The 22474-nt window shown below is 51.1% G+C and carries 15 protein-coding genes and 1 pseudogene; 4 read left to right on the top strand and 12 right to left on the bottom strand.

Going from position 1 to position 22474, the window contains the following annotated elements:
• Positions 1-45 precede the first annotated feature (45 nt).
• The 12 genes and pseudogenes from rpoB to fzlA form a co-directional block, all read right to left on the bottom strand.
• The gene (gene rpoB, locus F457_RS0105700; protein WP_018980174.1) at positions 46-4215 is read right to left on the bottom strand and encodes a DNA-directed RNA polymerase subunit beta; all 4170 of its coding nucleotides are present in this window, start codon (positions 4213-4215) and stop codon (positions 46-48) included.
• 244 nt (positions 4216-4459) lie between these two features.
• Positions 4460-4834, bottom strand: coding sequence for a 50S ribosomal protein L7/L12 (gene rplL, locus F457_RS0105695; RefSeq protein WP_018980173.1), 375 nt, complete (start codon positions 4832-4834; stop codon positions 4460-4462).
• Between the two features lie 61 nt (positions 4835-4895).
• On the bottom strand, positions 4896-5420 hold the full coding sequence (gene rplJ, locus F457_RS0105690) for a 50S ribosomal protein L10 (protein WP_018980172.1): 525 nt from the start codon (positions 5418-5420) through the stop codon (positions 4896-4898).
• Between the two features lie 272 nt (positions 5421-5692).
• Positions 5693-6385 carry a 50S ribosomal protein L1 gene (rplA, locus tag F457_RS0105685; protein WP_018980171.1) on the bottom strand — a complete coding sequence of 231 codons (693 nt, stop codon included), beginning with the start codon at positions 6383-6385 and terminating at the stop codon, positions 5693-5695.
• Between the two features lie 4 nt (positions 6386-6389).
• The gene (gene rplK / locus F457_RS0105680; protein ID WP_018980170.1) at positions 6390-6824 is read right to left on the bottom strand and encodes a 50S ribosomal protein L11; all 435 of its coding nucleotides are present in this window, start codon (positions 6822-6824) and stop codon (positions 6390-6392) included.
• Between the two features lie 117 nt (positions 6825-6941).
• Positions 6942-8537 (bottom strand): efflux transporter outer membrane subunit, encoded by a 1596-nt coding sequence (locus F457_RS12295; RefSeq protein ID WP_018980169.1) that lies wholly within the window; start codon positions 8535-8537, stop codon positions 6942-6944.
• Positions 8537-9895: an efflux RND transporter periplasmic adaptor subunit gene (locus tag F457_RS0105670; RefSeq protein WP_018980168.1), complete on the bottom strand. Its 1359-nt coding sequence runs from the start codon at positions 9893-9895 to the stop codon at positions 8537-8539. The genes F457_RS12295 and F457_RS0105670 overlap by 1 nt, the downstream gene beginning before the upstream one ends.
• A pseudogene (locus F457_RS12290) lies at positions 9892-13076 on the bottom strand (efflux RND transporter permease subunit). Before F457_RS12290 ends, F457_RS0105670 begins: the two are co-directional and overlap by 4 nt.
• A 258-nt stretch (positions 13077-13334) precedes the next feature.
• Positions 13335-14771, bottom strand: coding sequence for a sensor histidine kinase (locus tag F457_RS12285; RefSeq protein ID WP_018980167.1), 1437 nt, complete (start codon positions 14769-14771; stop codon positions 13335-13337).
• Entirely contained in the window at positions 14758-15516 is a 759-nt protein-coding gene (locus tag F457_RS0105655) for a response regulator transcription factor (RefSeq protein ID WP_018980166.1), read from the bottom strand. The genes F457_RS12285 and F457_RS0105655 overlap by 14 nt, the downstream gene beginning before the upstream one ends.
• Before the next feature lie 109 nt (positions 15517-15625).
• Complete coding sequence (locus F457_RS0105650) at positions 15626-16828, bottom strand: BaiN/RdsA family NAD(P)/FAD-dependent oxidoreductase (RefSeq protein WP_018980165.1); 1203 nt, start codon at positions 16826-16828, stop codon at positions 15626-15628.
• Positions 16829-16836: 8 nt separating this feature from the next.
• Positions 16837-17505: an FtsZ-binding protein FzlA gene (fzlA, locus tag F457_RS0105645; protein ID WP_018980164.1), complete on the bottom strand. Its 669-nt coding sequence runs from the start codon at positions 17503-17505 to the stop codon at positions 16837-16839.
• A gap of 82 nt (positions 17506-17587) precedes the next feature.
• Between fzlA and minC the strand changes: the two genes are divergently transcribed.
• From minC to F457_RS0105625, 4 genes are all read left to right on the top strand, one after another.
• Complete coding sequence (gene minC, locus F457_RS0105640; protein WP_018980163.1) at positions 17588-18346, top strand: septum site-determining protein MinC; 759 nt, start codon at positions 17588-17590, stop codon at positions 18344-18346.
• 159 nt (positions 18347-18505) lie between these two features.
• A complete protein-coding gene (gene minD / locus F457_RS0105635; RefSeq protein ID WP_018980162.1) occupies positions 18506-19321 on the top strand; it encodes a septum site-determining protein MinD in 816 nt (271 codons plus the stop codon).
• Positions 19318-19620, top strand: a complete 303-nt coding sequence (gene minE, locus F457_RS0105630; RefSeq protein ID WP_018980161.1) for a cell division topological specificity factor MinE — start codon at positions 19318-19320, stop codon at positions 19618-19620. Before minD ends, minE begins: the two co-directional genes overlap by 4 nt.
• A 339-nt stretch (positions 19621-19959) precedes the next feature.
• Entirely contained in the window at positions 19960-22428 is a 2469-nt protein-coding gene (locus F457_RS0105625; RefSeq protein WP_018980160.1) for a TonB-dependent receptor plug domain-containing protein, read from the top strand.
• Positions 22429-22474: the final 46 nt, after the last annotated feature.

Below are 22474 nucleotides of genomic sequence, written 5' to 3'. Positions count from 1 at the left end.
GGCACGTTAAAAATGAACCGCGAAGAGAAAGAGGAAAGCACCGACTTACGATGCTCCCTGCTCAAGTTCCACATTCAGACCAAGCGATTTCAGCTCCTTAACCAAGACGTTGAAGCTCTCTGGAATACCCGCTTCAAAATCATCCTGCTCACGTACGATCGCTTCATAGACCTTCGTTCGCCCAGACACGTCATCGGACTTAACCGTCAACATTTCCTGAAGCGTATAGGCCGCACCGTAAGCTTCCAGCGCCCAGACTTCCATTTCCCCGAAGCGCTGACCACCGAATTGAGCCTTACCACCCAGCGGCTGCTGGGTAACCAGCGAGTAAGGACCAATGGAACGAGCGTGAATCTTATCATCAACCAAGTGGTGAAGCTTCAACATGTAGATGTAGCCAACCGTTGTTTGACGCTCGAACTTCTCACCCGTCCGCCCATCAATAAGCTGAGACTGACCGGATGTGTTAACACCACCCTTTGCCAGCATCTCCTCAATATCAGGGATGGAAGCACCATCAAACACAGGAGTTGCGATCGGAATACCCTTACGCAGGTTATTGGCAAGCTCAATCAGCTCGTCATTCGACATTGGAGCGATCTCTTCTTCAAAGACCTTATCCCCATAAATCTCATGCAAGCGATCAAGGAGCTCCTGACGACGCTCACCCGTGCGCTGATAGTCATCAACAATAGCTGCAACGCTCTGACCGATATTGGCACATGCCCAGCCAAGATGCGTTTCCAAAATCTGCCCCACGTTCATACGTGATGGCACGCCGAGCGGGTTCAGAAGCAGATCCAAGGACTGACCATTCTCAAGGAACGGCATATCCTCAACTGGAACGACGCGAGACACCACACCCTTATTTCCGTGACGACCAGCCATTTTATCGCCTGGCTGAAGCTTACGCTTCACAGCGATGAAGACTTTAACCATCTTCATCACGCCAGGAGGCAGTTCATCCCCTCGTTGCAGCTTCTCTACCTTATTATCAAAACGGCCATTGATGCGACGCAATGCCTCATCAAATTCACGGCAAAGCGTTTCAAGGTCAGCTGTGACAGCGGCGTCTTCAACAGGAATGTTACGCCATGCCCGTTTAGGGTGCTCAGCAAGAAGCTCTGGCGTAATATCTTCACCAGCGCGAATTCCCTTAAAGCCTGCAGCCGCTTTCTGCCCTAAGAGGTTTTCCTTCAGACGGTTGAAGAAGCTACGTTCTTGGATGTGACGCTCGTCATCGCGGTCTTTCGCCAGACGTTCAATTTCTGAACGCTCAATGGCCATAGCACGCTCATCTTTATCCACGCCACGACGTGAGAAAACGCGCACATCCACGATCGTCCCGCTTGTGCCAGGTGGCAGCTTCAAAGACGTATCACGCACATCGGATGCTTTTTCACCAAAGATGGCACGCAGAAGTTTTTCTTCTGGCGTCATCGGGCTTTCACCCTTTGGCGTCACTTTACCGATCAAGATGTCGCCTGGATTCACCTCAGCGCCAACATACACAATACCGGCTTCATCGAGGTTGCGCAGCGCTTCCTCACCGACATTAGGAATATCGCGTGTGATTTCTTCCTGACCCAGCTTCGTATCGCGTGCCATCACCTCAAATTCTTCAATATGAATAGAGGTAAAGATGTCATCACGTGCGATACGCTCAGAGATCAGAATTGAATCCTCAAAGTTGTACCCGTTCCAAGGCATAAAGCCGACGAGAACGTTACGACCCAAGGCCAACTCACCCAGTTCTGTTGATGGGCCGTCTGCGATGATATCACCGGCAGCAACACGATCCCCAACTTTCACCAATGGACGCTGGTTGAGGCATGTGGATTGGTTCGAGCGCATATATTTACGCAAACGGTAAATATCCACACCCTGTGTTGAGCCCTGCTCATCCGTGGCACGAATAACGATACGTGCCCCATCAAGCTGGTCAACAATACCTGCACGCTTCGCCACAATCGCCGCACCGGAATCATGAGCCACAGGCCCTTCCATCCCAGTACCGACCAACGGTGCATCAGCCTTCACCAAAGGCACAGCCTGACGTTGCATGTTGGAACCCATGAGCGCACGGTTCGCGTCATCGTTTTCCAAGAACGGAATCAATGCAGCAGCAACGGACACAAGCTGCTTCGGCGATACGTCACAAGCAGTTACCTGTGCCGGCGGCACCAAGCGGAAGTCACCCGTCTGACGCACAGCGACCAGCTCATCAGTCAGCTGATTGTCCTTCTGTTTCGCATCAGCCTGCGCAACGATCAGCTTTTCTTCTTCCATGGCGGAAAGATATTTCCAACCATCTTGAAGAACGCCATCTTTCACCAAGCGATAAGGCGTTTCGATAAACCCATACTGGTTCACCTTCGCATAGGTAGCCAGTGAGTTAATCAAACCAATATTTGGCCCTTCAGGCGTCTCAATCGGGCAGATACGACCATAGTGCGTTGGGTGAACGTCACGCACCTCAAAGCCTGCACGCTCACGCGTCAAACCACCCGGACCCAACGCAGAAAGACGACGTTTATGCGTCACCTCTGAGAGTGGGTTCGTCTGATCCATGAACTGACTCAGCTGAGAAGAGCCAAAGAACTCTCTTACAGCCGCTGCCGCCGGCTTCGCATTAATCAGATCATGCGGCATGACTGTATCAATATCGACAGACCCCATACGTTCGCGAATAGCGCGTTCCATACGGAGCAAACCAATACGATACTGGTTCTCCATCAGTTCGCCTACTGAACGAACACGACGGTTCCCAAGGTTATCAATATCATCGACCTGACCGCGACCGTCTTTGAGGTCACAAAGAATCTTAACAGTCCGAAGAATGTCTTCTTTCCGCAAGGTACGCAGCGTATCTGGTGCATCCACATCCAGACGCATATTCATCTTCACACGGCCAACCGCAGAAAGATCATAGCGATCTGGATCAAAGAACAAACCATTCAACATCGCTTCAGCGGTCTCACGGGTCGGTGGCTCACCGGGACGCATGATACGATAGATATCAATCAGCGCTTCTTCACGAGAAGTGTTTTTATCTGCCGCTAATGTGTTGCGAATCCACGGCCCATGAGTCGCATCAACAGCGAGAACAGGCAGCTCTGTCAGACCTAGATTCTCCAGGGCTTCAAGCCGTTCTTCCGTCAGCTCTTCGCCCGCTTCTGCGTAGATCTCACCCGTCTGCTCATTCACCAAGTCATGCGCAATGAAACGCCCGAGAATATCCAGACGTCCAACATGCACAACACGGGTTTTTTCAGCGATTTTACGAACGACACGCGCTGTCAGCTTTGTTTCAGCCTCAGCAACAATCTCGCCTGTGTCAGCATCTACCAGAGGGCTAAGAAGCTTCAGACCACGGAATGCTTCCGGATCAAACGGACGAGCCCACTCAGTTCCTGCACGCGTAAACGGCACAATACCATAGAAGTTCGCGAGGATTTCATCCTCGTCCATCCCGCTCACTTCGAGGACGTCAACATCGCCCCCTTCAGCCAACTTTGCTTCACGTGCCTTGATGGAGTTCTCCCCCTCAAGAGCATACAGCAATGTTGTCACTGGCAGCTTACGTTTACGGTCAATACGGACATGGATGACGTCTTTTGCGTCAAACTCAAAATCCAACCATGAGCCACGATACGGAATCACCCGAGCAGCGAAGAGATACTTCCCTGAAGAGTGGGTTTTTCCTTTATCGTGATCGAAGAAGACACCCGGGCTACGATGCATCTGCGAGACAATAACGCGCTCGGTTCCATTGATGATGAAGGTCCCATTATCGGTCATCAATGGGATGTCACCCATATAAACCGGCTGTTCCTTCAGATCGTGAATCGAGCGAGAACCCGTATCTTCATCAATATCCCAAGTTGTCAGACGCAGAACAACCTTCAGCGGCGCGGCATATGTCAGCCCGCGCTGAATGCATTCTTCGACGTCATATTTCGGTTCTTCAAATTCGTAATATTGAAAATCCAGCCGTCCACGGCCAGCAAAATCATGAATTGGAAAAACGGAACGGAATACTTCCTGAAGACCAGCCGTCTCGCGGCTGTCAGGACGCACATTCATCTGCAAAAAAGCTTCGTACGAAGCGCGCTGCACGTCAATTAAATTTGGCATCGGCGCAATTTCGGGAATACGCCCGAAGCTCTTGCGGATCCTCTTACGCCCTGTGAACGATTTTGTGATCGCGTCCATCTTATCCTGCCTCTGCACCAGACCTCCGAGTCGCCCTCCTAGCTGCCATTCTCTCGCCCCTGCCGGGACCTAGAAAATGTCAGACGACTTGAACGGCTGGTTTATCCATACCTACTGACGTGCCAACAAAACGCTTTATACGCGTTTTTCCTGTCAACGGCAAATGGGGCGGGTACCGCTATGCAGTGCCCGCCCACTCACTCCAGCAATCCTTCTTACATGAAAGATTGCGATGGATTGTCTCTTACTTGACTTCGACTGTTGCGCCGTTGTCTTCAAGAGCTTTCTTGATCTTGTCAGCTTCTTCCTTGGTAGCGCCTTCCTTAACGGTCTTAGGTGCGCCTTCAACCAAGTCCTTAGCTTCCTTCAGACCCAGACCTGTGATCCCACGGATTTCCTTAATCACGTTGATCTTCTTATCGCCAGCCTTTGCCAGAACGATATCGAATTCGGTCTTCTCAACAGCAGCTTCGCCACCACCAGCAGCAGGAGCGGCTGCAACAGCAGCAGGAGCGGCAGCGGAAACGCCCCACTTCTCTTCCAACATCTTGGAAAGCTCAGCAGCTTCCAGAACACTCAGGGCGGATAGTTCATCAACCAGTTTCGCCAGATCGGCCATGGTATTTTCCTCTATGATGCACATTTAAGGGATACCCCCATAATAGGGGACATCCAGTTTCTTAGGCGGCTTCCTTGTCGCCGGTTCTGGCATAGGCACCAAGAACGCGGGCAAGCTGGGCGGCCGGAGCCTGACTGGCGACAGCAATACGTGTTGCTGGGGTACTGATCATACCAACCAGCTGGCCACGTAGCTCGTCCAGAGACGGCAGCTCAGCAAGACCCTTGACCTCATCCGCACTAAGCGTCTGATTACCAAGGGCACCACCAAGCACCACCAACTTGTCATTCTTCTTGGCGAACTCGACCAACACCTTGGCAACTGCAACTGGCTCATCTGCCCATGAAATGGCAGTTGGCCCTTTAAACAGCGGCTCAAGGCCGTCGAACTGGGTCCCATCCAGAGCACGGCTGACCAGCCGGTTCTTCGCAACCTTATATGTCGCTCCCGCAGCACGAATGCGCTGGCGCAACTCTGTCACATCAGCTACCGTCAAACCCTTATTATGGGTGACGATCACTGTGGACGCGCTACCGAACACATTTGTGAGGAACTCGACAAAGGCCCGTTTTTCCGTACGGTCCAAAACCTGTCTCCTCGTCAGTTTGATTTCTCAAACCTAGTTACCCATAGGCAACGCCCTGAAGATTACTCTTCACAACGAAGCCCGCTCGCCTGTCCATGGAAGGAAACCAGCTCATGCACCATAGATATGGGCAATTACGGTCTCATCCGTCTAACACCCGCGCTTTTCTAAGCTTTAAAACAAGAAATTACGTGCGCTCTTGGACAGGATGGGGTGATATACACCACCCCGACACCACTCGCAAGAGTGGCGATTCTTAAACGACGGCTATTCTAGCCCTCGAGGCTCGTTACATCAATATGCACACCGACGCCCATTGTGGAGGACAGTGATACTTTCTTGAGGTACGTACCTTTTGCACCTGCTGGACGTGCTTTTTGCAGCGTATCAAGCAGAGCGGAAACATTCTGTGTCAGCTGCTCTTCCGTGAAGGAAGCCTTACCAACGCCAGCATGCACAATACCAGCACGCTCTGCACGGTACTCAACCTGACCGGACTTCGCAGCCGTAACGGCACCCTTAACATCCATGGTAACTGTACCCAAACGAGGGTTTGGCATCAGACCACGTGGGCCAAGGATCTTACCGAGACGACCAACAAGAGCCATCATATCAGGTGTGGCAATGCAGCGATCAAAGTCAATCTCACCAGCCTGCACTTTTTCAGCCAGCTCTTCAGCACCGACGACCTCAGCACCCGCTTCCTTAGCTTCTTCAGCCTTTGGCCCACGAGCAAACACACCTACGCGGAGTGTTTTACCTGTGCCGTTTGGCAGGGAAACCAGACCACGCACCATTTGGTCAGCATGACGAGGATCAACACCAAGATTAGCAGAGAATTCGATGGTTTCATCGAATTTTGCTACCGCATTGCCCTTCACCAGAGCCACGGCTTCGCTCAGCGTGTACAGCTTGTTGCTGTCAACTTTGGCACGGAGAGCTGTCAGACGTTTATTCTTTGCCATGTTCTCAGCCCTCCACCACATCAAGGCCGATCGACTTTGCAGAGCCCATCAGCATACGAACAGCAGCATCAATATCGTTTGCGTTCATATCCTTGAACTTGGTTTCTGCAATTTCACGCAGCTGCGGAATAGTGACAGAACCAACGGAAGCACTCTTCCCGACTTCAGGGCTGCCTTTAGTGATCTTAGCTGCTTTAAGCAGGAAGAACGTGTTGGGCGGTGTCTTCGTGATGAAGGTGAAAGTACGGTCAGCATAAGCCGTGATCACCACCGGGATCGGCATCCCTGGCTCAAGGCTCTGTGTCTTTGCATTAAATTCTTTACAGAACTGCATAATGTTCAGACCGCGCTGACCCAGCGCTGGACCGACTGGTGGAGACGGGTTCGCCTTACCTGCCGGAATCTGCAATTTGATGTAGCCAACAATTTTCTTGGCCATATCCGGGACTCCCTATGTTACGTTCCCGAACCGCGGTTGGACGGAGGACGCACGACGCCCCCTCCCGCGTTCGACTTGGGTGTCCCCCTAGACCAGTTCCTACAGATTCGTCAAGCTTTACTTAGGAAAAGGCGCACTTAACACCCCCATATGCTGCCCTGTTAAGTCCCGATCCTGTTCCATAGGTTCTTGTCCCGTTGGCACCTCTCCTGCTGGGCGCGCATGATGCAACCCCTGATATTGCAATGGCCCAATTGGATCGATGTCTTTGATTTTTGGCAGAGCACTAGATGTCCACCCGCCCCCTAAGGCACGCACAAGGCGTACAGTCGCTTGGATCTGTGCCATTTGCGCTTGTACTTCTTCTAGCCGAGCACGCAAAGCATCTTGCTGGGCAACCAGCGCATCCAGATAATTCGTCAACCCGCCTGTATAGAGAGCCATCGTCATATTTTGCGTCCGCAATGCCGCCGCGACAGATTGATGCTGCTGGAGCTGTTCTTGATGGAAGAGACGTGTTTGACTCAATCCATCTTCAACATCCTGAAAAGCGCTCAACACTGTCGAGCGGTAATCATCAACGCGTTCGCGGTATTGCGACCATGCACGTTGTAATGCTGCCCGCCGCATCCCACCGGTAAAGACCGGTTCGACCGCTTGCACCGCCACTTTCCAAAAGGCTTTTGAAATACTGGCTAAATCAAAGCCGCTATCTTCAAAACCACCTGTGGCACTAATCACGATGTGAGGAAAAAAGGCCGCTCGCGACACGCCAATAGCACGAGCAGACGCTGCCACCTCACGCTCATTCATCGCAATATCAGGACGCCGCTCGAGCAACGTTGACGGAATCCCCGTATCAATCGCAACAACATTAAAATGCATTCGAGAATCATTAATCGGTTGAATATGGAACCCCGCTGGCACCGTATTCAACAAAACCGCAATAGCGTGTTCTTCCACCTGTCGCTGTGCAAGCAAACTGCTTTGAGCCGCCTGTGCGGCGTAAAGCTGGTTCTCTGCACGAGAAACATCCAACCCCGCGCCAATCGCTCCACCCTGTCGTAACCGCGTGATCTCAACAGCCGTACGGAAGTAACGAATAGAGTCTTCATAAACACCAAGCTGAGCATCAATTCCACGTAGAGCCACATAGTCAGACGCAAGCTCGGCCTGTAGCGTTAGCCGCGTTAGTGCATATTGTGCAGCCGTTGCCTGGGCGAGATTCTTCTGCATATGCGTCGAATTACGTATCGCATCCCAAAAATCCGGCTCCCAAGTTGCTGCACCGCTATACGCCTCATTCGATTCATAAGTGAGAGACGTGCTGCTTTTCCCTCGGAAAAGATGCCCTTGGGATTGCTTGTTACGGCTCATCTGCCCTGAAGCCGCCACCTGTGGGTACAAGCGGCTTTCTGTTTCACGCGCAATATCGCGCTCTTGCGTGAAAGCTTCAGCCGCTGCCTGCAAGTCGGGATTGCTCTCTTCCAGCTTATGCTCCAGCTGATTAAGGAGTGGATCATTCAAAACACTCCACCAAGCACCGCGAGCTGCCATATCAGCTGGACGCGCATCCCCCATCATTCCTTGGCCAGCCCAGCCATTGGGATAGATAAAATGTGGCGGATGATACGTGGGCGCCAGATCACAAGACGTCAAAACAAGAGAGCTACACCCCACAAGCCATGACAATATACGTAATCGCTTCCCCATTAATGCCCCCCTTCATGTGGTGGGGCCTTCTCAGGCGTTGACTGTGCATCTGGTGAAGACTTCGCTGCATCGGGTTGCGCATTTTCAGGCTCTGGATCAACAGCTGCGGCTTTGCGCAAATCTCCAGACGTTACGTTCTTAATGACAGGCTGTGGATGAGCCGGTTTCCCCGTATCATTATACCCGCGCGTTTGCGGCACAACATGCACTTCGTCGCCCTCTAAGAGATCAGCCGTCGGGCTTGCAATAATCTGGTCGTTCACATCAATTCCGCTGAGCACTTGGCTCGTCAGGCCGTAATTAATCCCCACCTGCACATTTTGAAGATGGACATGGTTATTAACCACCTTAGCAAGCTGCATCCCCTGCGCACGGAAAAGCAGTGCATTCGTCGGCACGATCAAGATAGCGGGGTCTCCCGGTGCTTTAATATGAGCCGTTGCATAAGAGTTCGGCCATAAAAGCTCTTCGTCATTATCGAGGACGAGTTCTGTCGTCACCGTACGCGTTGCTGCGTTAAACGCACGTGCTGTCGCTAAGAACGTCGCTTTAAAATTACGATTAGGATATTGCGGCACCGTTAGGTCTGCTGTGATTTTCGGTGAGATAACACTCGCGAAATCCTGCGGGACAGACACAAACACGCGCATACGATGCACATCTGCAACTGAGAAAAGCTCCGCAATAGAGCCGCGCGCCCGCACATTACCACCACCTGGATTAACGTAATCACCCACATTGACCAAACGCGAGGTAACGATACCATCAAAAGGGGCAATAATTTTCTTAAAGTTCTCAAGCGCTTGATAACGCTCTACATCATAAGAAGCCGCTTCAAGCTCCGCTTTTTGCGCGGCCGCATTCGCCGCTTGCACATCCACCTCCTGTCGTGACACAGCCTGTGTCCCGCGAAGAGCTGTCCAGCGTTTTGTCGTGATGAGCGCCAAACGATAGCGCGCCATCACCACATCGTAATGTGCTTTAGCCGCATTAAACTGCGCATCCAAGCTCGGCGTGCTAATTTCTGCGAGCACATCTCCGCGTTTTACTTTTGCGCCATAATCTTTGTACCACATTTTCACATAGCCAGAGACCTGCGCATAAATGGGTGCCTCATACCAGGCCGCCAAATTTGCTGGGAGATCCACTTGGCGTGTCGAAGGCCCCGGTTCTGGCGTAATCAACGCAACACGGGGAATGGATGCATCCTCTGTCTCTTGATGCACCTCGTGCTTGTGGAAACCACGCTGCACAAGCCCCCACGCAACGAGAGCCACAATAATAGCCAACAACACCACCATTATGATGCGCCCGCGCTGGCGTGAACCTCCATGAGATGACTGTGGGGACGAGCTCATGGGCGGTCTCCTTTATTAGGCATGGATGCTGCACCCGCAGCGTTAGGGCGATAATGCATGAGAGCAAACACACAAGGGACGAAGAGCAATGTTGCAATCGTGGCAACAATAAGCCCCCCGATCACAGCCTTACCCAAAGACGCATTAGACGAATTACTGATAGACATGGGGATCATCCCAATAATCATGGCGAGCGCTGTCATAAGCACCGGACGAATACGTTCATACCCAGCTTCAAGAGCCGCTTTCAGCGCATCTCCGTGCACATCAAGACGTTCCCGCGCAAAGGCGACCACCAAAATCGCATTCGCTGTGGCCGTCCCCATACACATGATAGCCCCCGTTAAGGCAGGCACAGAAAGAGAGGTGTTCGTTAAAAAGAGGCTCCATGCAATGCCGCCTAGCGCTCCGGGAAGCGCCATAACAATCACAAATGGATCAAGCCACGACTGAAAATTCACAACGATAATAAGGTAAACAAGCACAATCGACAGGGCGAGCCCACCAATAAGCTGTACATAAGCCCCATTCATCGTGACAGCCTGCCCACGCACAACCATACTCGACCCATGAGGCAGATGAGGGCGTTCTTCATCAACAATATGCTGAATAGCGCGCGATACCGTGCCCAAATCAACGCCTTCTGTTGAGGCATAAATATTGAAAACGGGCATGATATTATAATGCGACACTTCGGCAGGCGTTCCTGTCTCCGTAAAGTGACTAACCCCTCCTAAAAGCTGCAATGTCTGGCCGTTAGGGTTCCCGTCCCCTTTATCGACAGGCACTTTCTCAAGGTCATTCAGCGTTTGCAGATAGGTGGCAGGGGTTTGCACATCAATCAGCTGAGACGTGCCTTGCGCATTAAGGTAATATGTTTGCCCAACCTGCGCACTCCCCGATAAGGTCACCAGAGCATTATCGGCCACATCACGCTCTGTAATACCCGTTCCAAAAGCAAAGCTACGGCGTGCATTAATGAGCAATGTTGGCTGCGTCATGGGCTCTTGGATATTAATATCTGCCAAGCCTGTAATATGCCGAAGCTTCTTCGCCAATTTTACAGAGAACGCATAATTGCCTTGTAGATTACGCCCAACCACCTGAACATCCAACGGTGCTGGTAGGCCAAAATTCAAAATCTTAGCGGTTAGGTCGCCCGGTTGAAACGTAAAGACCGTTCCGGGAAAGGTATCATTCAGCGCATGTCGCACCATGCGGCGATACTCTGCGATTGGGCTTTCCCCGTCTTTCAACTGCACCGTCACATCGCAATCCTGCGAACCTGTTGTGGGAGATGGAATCATCGCTTGATTGAGCTGGCTAACAGGCAGGCCACAATTATTGACCACACTGACAACTTGCCCTGGCAAGGTCTCGCGTATTTTTTTTCAACCAGACCGTTAATTTTTGCAGTTTCTTCAATACGCGTACCAATAGGTGCGCGCATATGTAGCTGTAACGTGCCTGATTTCACCTCTGGGAAGAAGTCCTGCCCCACGAACAGAAGGAGCAACAACGACGCTACGGCACCTCCCAAAAAGAGCACGACAAACCACGTGCGGATCGCCAAGACTTGTTTCAGCACACCATGATACGCTGTGCGGAAGCGTTCAAAATACTCCTCAAAGCGACGCTGAAAGCGCGTGAAAAATCCTGGCGGACGCGCTTGAAGCTCTGGATCACGCTGTGCATTCACCTGAGCTGCCAAAAGCCAGTTGGCCATCGTAGGCACGAGCGTACGCGAAAGGATGAAAGACGCAATCATGGCGAAAATGATTGCCTCTGCCATCGGCATAAACAGCCAACCTGCGACACCCGTTAATTCAAAAAGCGGCAACCATACGATACAAATGCAGGTCGTTGAGACAAAGGTGGGAATGACGATCTGATTGGCCGCATCAATAATGGCCGTTTCCAGATCTTTACCCATGTGCAGATGGGCATCAATATTTTCAATCATCACGGTCGCATCATCGACCAAAATACCCACAGCCAACGCCAAGCCACCCAAGGTCATAACGTTGATGGATTGTCCCGCGATACTTAGCCCAATCAATGAGGACAGCATCGCTAAAGGAATAGATGTCGCCACAATCACGGTCGAACGCCACGACCCTAGGAACAAGAGCACCGTTAAACTGGTCAGCACGGCTGCTGTCACCATTTCCCGAACCACATCCGTGACCGATTCTTTCACAAAGCTCGACGCATCGGTCAGGATGCTCATATTTGTTCCCTGTGGCAGGGTTGCCCTTACATCTGGAAGAATTTTCTTAATACCACTGACAACATCCAGCGTTGAGGCATTACCGCTTTTCATCACCACAATCATCACCGACTGATGGCCTTTCACCAAAACGGCATTCATTTGCGGTGGCCCACCTTTATGCACCCATGCAACGTCACGCAGATAGATGACAGAGTTCCCCACCTGCTTCACAGGCATGCGGTTAAACGCATCAAGGTCTAACGGCGCTGAATTTGTCCTTACCATCAGATCAAAGGATCCGACTTTCTGGTCACCTCCCGGCAAGACAATATTTTGTTTATTCAGTGCGGTGGCAACATCAACAGGAGAAAGGCGATGGGCCAATAATTTGGTTGGATCAATATCCACCATAATATCAGCCGCCAGCCCCCCATACGGGCTAGGGATGGACGAGCCAGCAACGGAAACTAACTCAGGCCTAATCAAATTGGAGGCCATGTTATAAATTTCCGAACTCGACATATTCGGATTATTCACCTGAAGGGTCAGCACCGGAACCGATGAGGCATCAAGGGCAATAATAAGCGGTGGCGTCGCACCTGTTGGCAGCTGTTTAATCACCGTTTGAGACACAGATGTAATCTGCGTTTGCGCGACGGAGGGATCTGTTCCCGGTTGGAAGAAGATCTTCACAACCCCACGCCCGTAAAACGAATTACTCTCAATATGCTCAATATTACTGACCGTCGCCGTTAGGGAGCGCTCGTAATAATATACAATCCTTCCTGAGACTTCTTCAGGCATTAGCCCGGTATAAGACCAGACAGCTGCAACAATTGGTATTTTAATACTTGGAAAAACGTCCGTCGGCGTACCAAAAATAGCACGAACGCCGAAAATAACGATGATAATAGACAGGACGACAAAGGTATAAGGGCGGCGCAGCGCCGTGACGACAACACTATTCATTAGGAATCAACACCGTACATACAAAACGGGTTACGCAGGTTTCTCTGGCTGTCGTGACAGTCACACACACTCCCTTCCCTTGAAGGTTTTTCTGGCTAAGTGGCTAGAGATGCTAAAGCTCCTGAATGTCTTGATGGTTTCCCCATACAAGCATCACATCGATCATTCTTCTAACCACAAACAGTATGACCTATATCCTTACACTACTATCAAGAAAACAGGCTTTCCTTTGAAAATAATTTTATCTTAAAATCTCTCTCATCCTGATGAGAGGGTCATATTTTGAACAGAAAAAGATGGGAGAATAACTCTGAATACTGTTCCCGTATGCGCAGCCTCTGACTCATTAGGCTCGATTTCTAGAATGCCATCATGCAGCCTAATAATCGCGGCTACCAAACTAAGCCCTAAACCACTTCCAGGAATATGTCGGCTTTTATCCGCACGATAAAAACGCCCTAGTACGGCCTCCCGCTCTTCTAGCGCAATGCCAATACCCGTATCGCGCACCTCAACCCATACGCGACCATCTTCATACAGCCCAACACTCACACGAACCCAACCACCCTGATGGGTGAATTTAAGCGCATTATCCAACAGATTCGCCAAAACCTCATTAAGCAAATCAGCATCACCAACAATCTGCGCAGGGTGATCCGGCAAAACAACGTAGAGGGTGATATTCTCCAGCTCCGCAATCGGCTCGTAGAGATCGACAATATCCGTCACAAGAGGGCCAAGGGACATCGTTGCAAAGCCAGCACGCCGCTGCCCGCTTTCAATTTCCCCGATCCTCAGTAGAGCTGTAATAATTGAAAAACATTGCTCTAGATCACGACGACATTGCCCCATCGCCTTGTCAAAGACCTCACTCTTCTCCACTGAAAGGTCGTGCGACAAGGCGGACGCACGGTCGAGGCGTGCCTGCACACGCGCAAGGGGTGTGCGGAGATCATGCGCAATATCATTGCCAACATCGCGCATCTCTCCCATAAGCTGCTCAAGCCGGTCTAGCATATGATTAACAGAACGCGACAAACGCTCTAAATCATCACGACCACGTCCGACCGGGAGTCGTTCATGCACATTTCCCTTCATGATACGCTCAATCGCTTGATGAATGCTCTTAATCCGTGCCAAAGCGCGTTGACTGAGCAGCATACCCGCTAAAAGTGAGAACAAAACAACCGGCACGATGGATAAAATGGCGGCATGCCACACCATATACCGTAGCTCATCCGCCATATGCCGCGAACGCGCGAGAACGAGCAGACGATCCTCTTCCCCGGCCGGGCCAAGCACCTCCACCACGAGAAAACGCATCATCGTGCGAGAGCCATCAGGCAACGTCATCGTTAAGGGCTGCACAGCTGGAGAGCTATGAAGCCCCTTCGGCCAATTGGGAATATCCCCTGCAATACAATGATGATTACGGTCAAAAATCGCCGCGCCATTGAGAAAAACCCGCAGCTCATTCGTGCTCCGCTCACGTAGTTTTACTTCAAGCTCGTGAGGTTCTTCCCGCACCAAAAGGGCAGCCGAGCGATGGAGAAGGTCATTGGAGCGGAGCTGCTCATACCCATTCATCTCTCCATAAAGAAGGCTAAATTGCAGCCCCATCCCTACGATGATAACGGCAACCAACCCTAGGGTTAGGCGAAAGGTCGCTGTCCGAAAAAGATCAATCCACAACACAAAGCTTAAACCCTGACCCGCGAATACTTTGAATAAGCGGGGCTTCACCAGTACCATCAACCTTGCGACGCAACTTCCCTATATGCACATCCACTAAATTCGTCTGGGGGATGAAGCGATAATTCCACACATCTTCAAGCAACATCGTCCGAGTCAGAACCATATTAGGGCGACGCATCATATATTCCAGCAAGCGGAACTCCCGTGGCAGGAGGTCAATCGCACGTCCCGATCGGCTTGCTCGACGTTCAATCAAATCAATTTCCAACGGTCCCACACGCAAAAGCGAGGCCCGGCCCTGCATAGGGCGTCGTAGCAAGGCCTCAAGGCGGGCTGCCAATTCTTCCATCGCAAAAGGCTTGCCGAGGTAATCATCCCCTCCAGCCTTCAAGCCTTTGATTCGGTCATCCACAGCAGAAAGAGCCGAAAGCACGAGAACAGGCATCATATAGCCTTGCTGTCGCAAGCTTTCCAACACGCTCAACCCATCCAGCTCTGGCAGCATCCGATCCACCACCATCACATCGAAATGAGAGGCACGCGCTACCTCTAGACCTTCCGTCCCTGTCGCTGCCCGCTGGACATCGTACCCTCGCCCTTCAAGGTTTGCGACAATTTCCGCTGCAAGACTCTCGTCATCTTCAATCAGCAACAGTCGGGCCGCAGCGCATTCATTCGTCTCTTCTACAAGATTTGTCTGCTCACTCACCGCCGCACTCTCCGCTCTCTGATTTTTCTGTCCCATCTATTCTTTATCCTGACGACAGTCGCATTCTCGCTTATGCCGAGCGATTATACGCGTTTCATGCCAATAGAAAATATAAAACCAGCTTTACGCTCTATCCAGCACGCGCTTAACCCTTCACGCGCTCGGCAACTGCTTTTCCAGCCGCTACAGCGCTCGCCCATGCCCATTGAAAATTATATCCCCCGAGCCATCCTGTCATATCGACAGCTTCACCCACGATATAAAGCCCTGGTACCGTTTTTGCTTCCATCGTTTGAGACGAGAGACACCGCGTATCCACCCCTCCGCGCATAACTTCCGCCTTGGCATATCCTTCCGTCCCCGCAGGGCTAACAACCCAGCGTGCCACGTGCTCTGCTAAAGCCCGTACAGCTTTGCCGGGCTGTTCAGCCAATGGACGCCCATCCAGCATTGTTTGCGCTAAGTGACGCGCCAATCGTATTGGGATCCCCTCCAGCAACGCCGCTCCATGAGCACGTGGGCGAGCCTTCATCACAGCTGTCATATCCTCCCAAACATCATGCCCCGGACGCAAATTGATCCAAAAGGACTGTTCTGCCGAACGATAAGAGGAAATCTGGAGAATCGCTGGGCCGGATAAACCGCGATGGGTAAAGACCATACCGTCCGTAAAACGCACACCCTTCTTTCCCAAAGAGGTCGTCACCGGTAGCGAGACGCCAGCAAGCTCTGGAAAGGGCTTCTCCAAGGTTAAAGGCACCAATGCGGGCATTGGTGCCACCACATCTAAGTCAAAATGACGCGCAATTTGTAACGCACTATCGGTAGCCCCTAGCTTTGGTAAGGCGAGCCCCCCTGTCGCTAGAACAACAGTGCGTGCTTTCATGATTCCTTGTGAGGTGTGCACCTGAAAGCAATGTCCATCATGAGACAGCTTTTGAAGCGCATGGCGGTAATAAAAACGGACAGCTCCCTTCGCACATTCCTTTTCCAGCATGGTGACAATCTGACGGGCAGACCCATCACAAAAAAGCTGCCCAGCCTCTTTTTCATGCCAAGCAATATGGTGCTTCTCGACAAGATTTAAAAAATCTCGAGGCGTGTAGCGCGCTAAAGCCGAACGCGCAAAACGGGGATTAGCCGACTGATAACGCTCCCAGCTGGTTTCAAGATGGGTAAAATTACAGCGCCCACCTCCTGAGATTAAAATCTTCCGTCCCGGCTCTGCTGCGTGATCTAACACCGCAACACGCACCCCACGCTGGCTGGCCGTGGCTGCCGCCATAAGCCCCGCTGCTCCCGCACCTAATACGAGAACATCCCACGCTGTCGTGCCCTTAGCACTCATTATGTCCGTCAAAAGTCGAGATCCGCATAATGAGGTGGCGGCGTAATCCCACTCACTTTATCGCTCAATAAGCTCCGAAAGCAGGGACGCGATTTTACCCGTGCATACCAATCCCGCACGGAAGGCGCATGCTTCCAGTTAATATCCCCCAAGAAGTCCAGCGCTGATAAATGAGCTGCCGCTGCGAAATCAGCGGCAGAAAGCGAAGGCCCCGCCAGCCATGTCCGCGTTTCAGCTAAATAACCGATATAGTCCAAATGGAAACGCAGATTTTTATAGCCTTGGCGCAGCACGTTTCCACTTGGAAGGCCTTGCCCAAATAGACGCTTCTCAACCTTCTCCCCCAACAAATTAACCGTTACCTCTTGTTGAAAAAGCCGGTCAAACCAGTCCAGCAAGCGTCGCACTTCCACACGCTCCCCAACCGTTCGTCCTAGCAAAGCTGTATCGGGATACACATCTTCTAAATATTCGCAGATAACGCGGGCCCCAGGCACGACAAGACCGCTTTCTTCGACCAAAACGGGAACGTCTCCTGCTGGGTTCAACGCATAAAAGGCCTCGTTCTGTTCCCAGACCTTTTCGATCACGAGCTCATATGGCAAACGTTTCTCACCGAGTAAAAGACGTGCCAAACGCGATTGCGGAGAGAGGGGTAGGTGGTGCAATATACGCATGATTCTTTTCTATGGCACTCCGGGGCTATGGAACAAGATACGTTCGGTAGATCTGATACAATAGAATGGTAAGCATTGCCTCATGTCCAGCTCCTCTGCCCCTTTGCAGTCTCAAAAGACCAGCGCTTCCACGTCGGGTGCGATGGCGATTCGTGCACGTGGACGCTCCTTTTTAGCGCTCATCCTGTCGCCCGAAGCGCCTCTTGAAGCATGGCTCAAAGGACTGGACGAACAAATGGTTCGTTCTGTTGGTTTCTTTAGCCGCCAGCCAATAATCCTTGATCTTGACCTTCTCTCTGCCGACACAGTTGGACTAAATACCCTTCAGAATGAGCTCAAAGAACGCGGGATTCGCTTAATCGGCATTGAAGGAGGTAACCGCGATTGGCCTGCCCTACAAGAATGGGATTGGCCTGCAGAGCTCAATGGGGGTCGCCCAAGTGGCCCCGTCACACTTCCCGAAAACACCGAAGATGAATCCTCTACCGTCTCTGACTTAAAAGAACCCCTTATCATCAATGGGCCAGTGCGTTCAGGGCAATCTGTACAAAATCCAGATGGAGACATTATTGTTCTAGGAGCTGTCTCTTCTGGTGCCGAGATTATTGCTGGCGGATCCATCCATGTCTATGGGCCGCTGCGTGGACGTGCCATTGCGGGTGTCGATGGACGGCCGCGAGCCCGTATTTACGCTGTGCGTATGGAAGCTGAACTTCTCGCTATTGATGGGTTTTACATGATCTCAGAAGAGATTGACCCGTCTTGGATCGGGCAAGCCGCCCAAGCACTTTTAGCCAATGACCATATCACCGTACGCTCTCTTCACTCAGAGCATCGTTAAACACTATGGAGTATGAAGAGACTGTGATAAATTTATTTACCAGCTCAATTTATTTTCTGGTAAGAAAAACTTATTAATTAACCGTGTAATGCTATCCTAGAGAATATATTCCTCAAGGGGTAGTACATTCGCCGGTATTTGGAGAGGGTTGATCGTTTCATGGCTCAAATCATTGTTGTGACCTCAGGTAAGGGAGGCGTTGGCAAAACGACAACAACCGCAGCACTGGGAGCAGCATTAGCTCGTAATGGACAGAATGTCGCCGTTGTCGATTTTGACGTTGGCTTACGCAATCTTGACCTCGTCATGGGTGTTGAGCGCCGTGTTGTATTTGACTTAATCAATGTTGTTCAAGGTGATGCGACCCTCCATCAAGCCCTGATTCGCGACAAACGCTGCGAAACCCTCTCCATCCTCCCGGCCTCCCAAACACGCGACAAAGACTCTCTCACTGCTGAAGGCGTCAGCCGTGTGATGGAAGAGTTGCGGGAGAAATTTGACTGGGTTCTCTGCGACAGTCCTGCTGGGATTGAACGCGGCGCTCAGCTTGCGATGCACCATGCTGATCATGCCGTTATTGTTACGAACCCTGAAGTCAGCTCGGTGCGTGACTCTGACCGCATTGTTGGCATGTTAGACAGCCGCACAGCACGCGCAGAACAAGGTGAGCGTGTAGAGAAACATCTCTTGTTAACACGCTACGATCCGGCGCGAGCAGCGCGCGATGAAATGCTGAGTGTTGATGATGTGATTGATATTCTTTCTGTCCCGCTTTTAGGGGTTGTTCCAGAAAGTGAAGATGTCCTGAAAGCGTCCAATGTTGGAGCGCCTGTTACCCTTGCGGCCCCAAACAGCGCACCTGCTAAAGCTTACTTTGAAGCTGTACGACGCCTAGAGGGTGAGGAACTTCCTGTTTCTATCCCTACAGAGAAACGCGGGCTGCTAGACTTTATTTTCAAAAAGAGGGGCGCATGAGTTTCCTAGATAATTTTTTCTCACGCAAGCGGCCCTCAAGCAGTACCGTTGCCCGCAATCGCCTCCAGATCCTCCTTGCACATGAGCGTGGCGTGAGCGGTGAAGATGATACAAATCTTTTACGCACGCTCCATCGTGAAATCTTGGAGGTATTGGCTCGTCATGTCTCGGTTGATCAGGACAATGTCAACATTAAGCTGGATCGTGGTCAAAACTGCTCAACTCTTGAGATTGACATTCAGGTTCCTGAAACTGGATTACGTGCTCAAGTATCAACTTCAGCTTCTGATCTCAAGTAACCCGATACCTCTTTCCTAACTCAGAACCCGATGAGAAGACTAACGATCTTTCATCGGGTTTTTTGTTGCTTAAAAACATACATCCTCACTAAACAGAAGGAACATGATGTTTTATCGCAACAATTTTAAGTATATCACGTTATAAAAGCTTCCTACCTCATTGTTATTGTCAGCTTTTCTTGATAAAAGATCATTTAAGTTCGTGCTATACAAAAACAACGATATAGCATAGTATTTTGTAGGCTGACCAAGGGAATTTCTGGTTGTGAATATACCAAACTCAGAAGACCCGTCTGTCTAATCCATCATGACCCGCATTGTGCAGCAGGATGCTCGTTTATGATTGCTCGTTTCCCTCTCTCATCATGCGCCGTTATGGCATTTTCCCTTTTGGGAACGAGCTGTTTAGCCAGCGCACAATCTGTCAAAAAGGCAACGCACGCACGGTCTGCGTCACGCTCTTCCCACGATAAAGCACTTCGTGAACAACGAGCCCCTACCCTGTCCGGTGGCAGTGAAAGTGTCATTGTCACAGGAACACGTGAGCTGGGGAAAAAAGCACGTGACGCTATTGCGCCAGTCGATGTTGTCTCCAGCAAACAACTGGCCCGCACCGGCCAACCAACGTTGCGCGATGCCATGCAACTGCTTCTGCCCTCTCTTACCGTTCCAACGGGCGGATTTGATACAGGTGCATTGACAGACTCTATTAGTCTGCGCGGTCTCAACTCTAACGAGACACTAGTTCTCGTTGATGGGCACCGGCGCCATACAACAGCGAATATTTACGCTGATGCAGGCCCTCAGCAGGGTACAACACCGACCGACATTGACATGATCCCCATGTCAGCCATCGACCATATTGAAGTATTGCGCGATGGTGCCTCTGCCCAATATGGCTCCGATGCTGTCGCGGGGGTTGTTAATATTATCCTCAAAAAGCAAAATCACGGGATCACGCTTCGTTCTAATAGCGGGATCACTAGCGAAGGCGACGGCTACCAGCAAGGGCTCTTCCTTGATGGTGGGCTTAACCTCAATAATCGCGGCTTTATCCATATTAGCGGTGATTTTGTCCACCAAGACCACGCTTTTCGCTCTGCTCCTGATAGCCGGACAGGAACGGACATTAACAAAGTCCTCAGCCAACCTGAGCAAACACGTCAAGCTGTAGCCATTAACGCTGCTTATGATCTGGCCGATCACTTACGGGCTTACGCAACGGCAACCTACGCACACCGCCATGCTGAGGCCTTCCAGAATTATCGCCTGCCCTCCTCGCTCAAATCCTATCCCGGCTACGCTGCCTTATATCCTGGTGGATATTCCCCCCTTCAAACGAATGAGGAAAATGATTTTGAAGTCACCGCTGGGTTAAAAGGGAAAAATCTTGGCTGGAACTGGGATATTTCCACAGTTTATGGGCGTGACTTTGATAATATTGGCCTCAAGCAAGATGCTAACACCGCCCTTTACCGCGATACAGGAGCTACTCCGCAAACATTCAACAATGTCCAAGGCTATAGCAATTCCCAATGGACGACAGGCCTTGACCTAAGTCGCAAACTCAACATCTCTATCTGGCCTCATAGTATCAATCTCGCCGGTGGCGCTGCTTATCGCTACGAATCCTATTCAATTGCGACAGGATCACCAGACAGCACCTATAAAGGGGGCACCAGCCTTGCCCTTTCCGGCACAAATGCTGGCAATGCCGGGAACTTTAACCGTGACGTCATCTCAGGTTATATTGATATTTCAACTCATCTTACCAAAAAATGGCAAGTTGATGCTGCGGGACGCTACGAACATTACACCGATGTCGGCAATACACAGACGGGTAAGATCTCCACACGCTATGATTTTACGAAACGTCTGGCCATTCGCGGCACATTTAGCAATGGCTTCCATGCTCCAACACTCGCACAAGAGCATTTCTCTGCTTTAACCATTTCCCCGACCGTAGCACGTGGCCTTATTGCGGCCAGCTCTCCCGGGGCTCTCGCGAGTGGGGCCCAGCGCCTCAAGCCTGAACAAAGCACCAGTGCTGAGGGCGGGATTATTGCCGAGCCTATTAAGAAACTTCATGTCACAGCAGATGTCTATCAGATTGATTTACGTGGGCGCATTTTACCCGGCGGCAATCTTTATGGTGACAGAGCGGCTACGATCCTAAGCAGCAACGGCTTTACACCGCCACCTGGTGTCTCGGGCAACAATCTTTCCACCCAATGGTTTGCCAATGTGGCCAATACCCGCACACAAGGGCTGGACATTACCGCCACCTACCCCACAGATTTCGGACGGTTTGGCCACGTGAACTGGGATGTTGCGATCAATCTCAACCGCACACGCTTACGCCATCAAGCTACTCGTGAGGATGGGAGCCCATTGCTGAACGCACCAAGCCGAGCCTATATCACAACCGCATACCCACGCAGTAAGATGATCTTCGGTGGTAATTGGACGTCACCCGGCGGCCAGTGGGTCGTGTCACTTCACGAAATACGTTACGGACAAACAACGTCTCAGCTCACCTATTATAAAAACAATAATACCTCTACAGCGTCCACAACCAACTATCTTCCGTTTCATAATAAACCGAAATGGACAACGAACCTCTCCTTAACCTACGCAATTAATAAGCATTGGAACGCAACTTTAGGGGGAAATAACATTTTCGCGGCTTATCCGACGAAAACACCTAAAGAGAACCGTTATCTTGGTGCGCCTAAATATTATATGAGTACGTCCCAACTCGGCATTAATGGGGGGTATTACTATCTTGATATTTCCGCGCGGTTCTAAATTACGAGAGCTTCAGATACAAAAAAGCCCGTCCTTTGAAAGACGG

The sequence above is a fragment of the Saccharibacter floricola DSM 15669 genome (assembly GCF_000378165.1).
Classification (GTDB): domain Bacteria; phylum Pseudomonadota; class Alphaproteobacteria; order Acetobacterales; family Acetobacteraceae; genus Saccharibacter; species Saccharibacter floricola.
The sequence above is the reverse complement of the archived record's forward strand: the minus strand, read 5'-3'. Positions and strand labels throughout refer to the sequence as shown.

Bases quoted from the DNA above. Each gene is read 5' to 3' on its own strand.
- rpoB (WP_018980174.1), bottom strand. From the start codon at position 4,215: ATGGACGCGATCACAAAATCGTTCACAGGGCGTAAGAGGATCCGCAAG.
- rplL (WP_018980173.1), bottom strand. From the start codon at position 4,834: ATGGCCGATCTGGCGAAACTGGTTGATGAACTATCCGCCCTGAGTGTT.
- rplA (WP_018980171.1), bottom strand. From the start codon at position 6,385: ATGGCAAAGAATAAACGTCTGACAGCTCTCCGTGCCAAAGTTGACAGC.
- rplK (WP_018980170.1), bottom strand. From the start codon at position 6,824: ATGGCCAAGAAAATTGTTGGCTACATCAAATTGCAGATTCCGGCAGGT.
- F457_RS12295 (WP_018980169.1), bottom strand. From the start codon at position 8,537: ATGGGGAAGCGATTACGTATATTGTCATGGCTTGTGGGGTGTAGCTCT.
- F457_RS0105670 (WP_018980168.1), bottom strand. From the start codon at position 9,895: ATGAGCTCGTCCCCACAGTCATCTCATGGAGGTTCACGCCAGCGCGGG.
- F457_RS0105655 (WP_018980166.1), bottom strand. From the start codon at position 15,516: ATGGGACAGAAAAATCAGAGAGCGGAGAGTGCGGCGGTGAGTGAGCAG.
- F457_RS0105650 (WP_018980165.1), bottom strand. From the start codon at position 16,828: ATGAGTGCTAAGGGCACGACAGCGTGGGATGTTCTCGTATTAGGTGCG.
- fzlA (WP_018980164.1), bottom strand. From the start codon at position 17,505: ATGCGTATATTGCACCACCTACCCCTCTCTCCGCAATCGCGTTTGGCA.
- minC (WP_018980163.1), top strand. From the start codon at position 17,588: ATGTCCAGCTCCTCTGCCCCTTTGCAGTCTCAAAAGACCAGCGCTTCC.
- minD (WP_018980162.1), top strand. From the start codon at position 18,506: ATGGCTCAAATCATTGTTGTGACCTCAGGTAAGGGAGGCGTTGGCAAA.
- minE (WP_018980161.1), top strand. From the start codon at position 19,318: ATGAGTTTCCTAGATAATTTTTTCTCACGCAAGCGGCCCTCAAGCAGT.
- F457_RS0105625 (WP_018980160.1), top strand. From the start codon at position 19,960: ATGATTGCTCGTTTCCCTCTCTCATCATGCGCCGTTATGGCATTTTCC.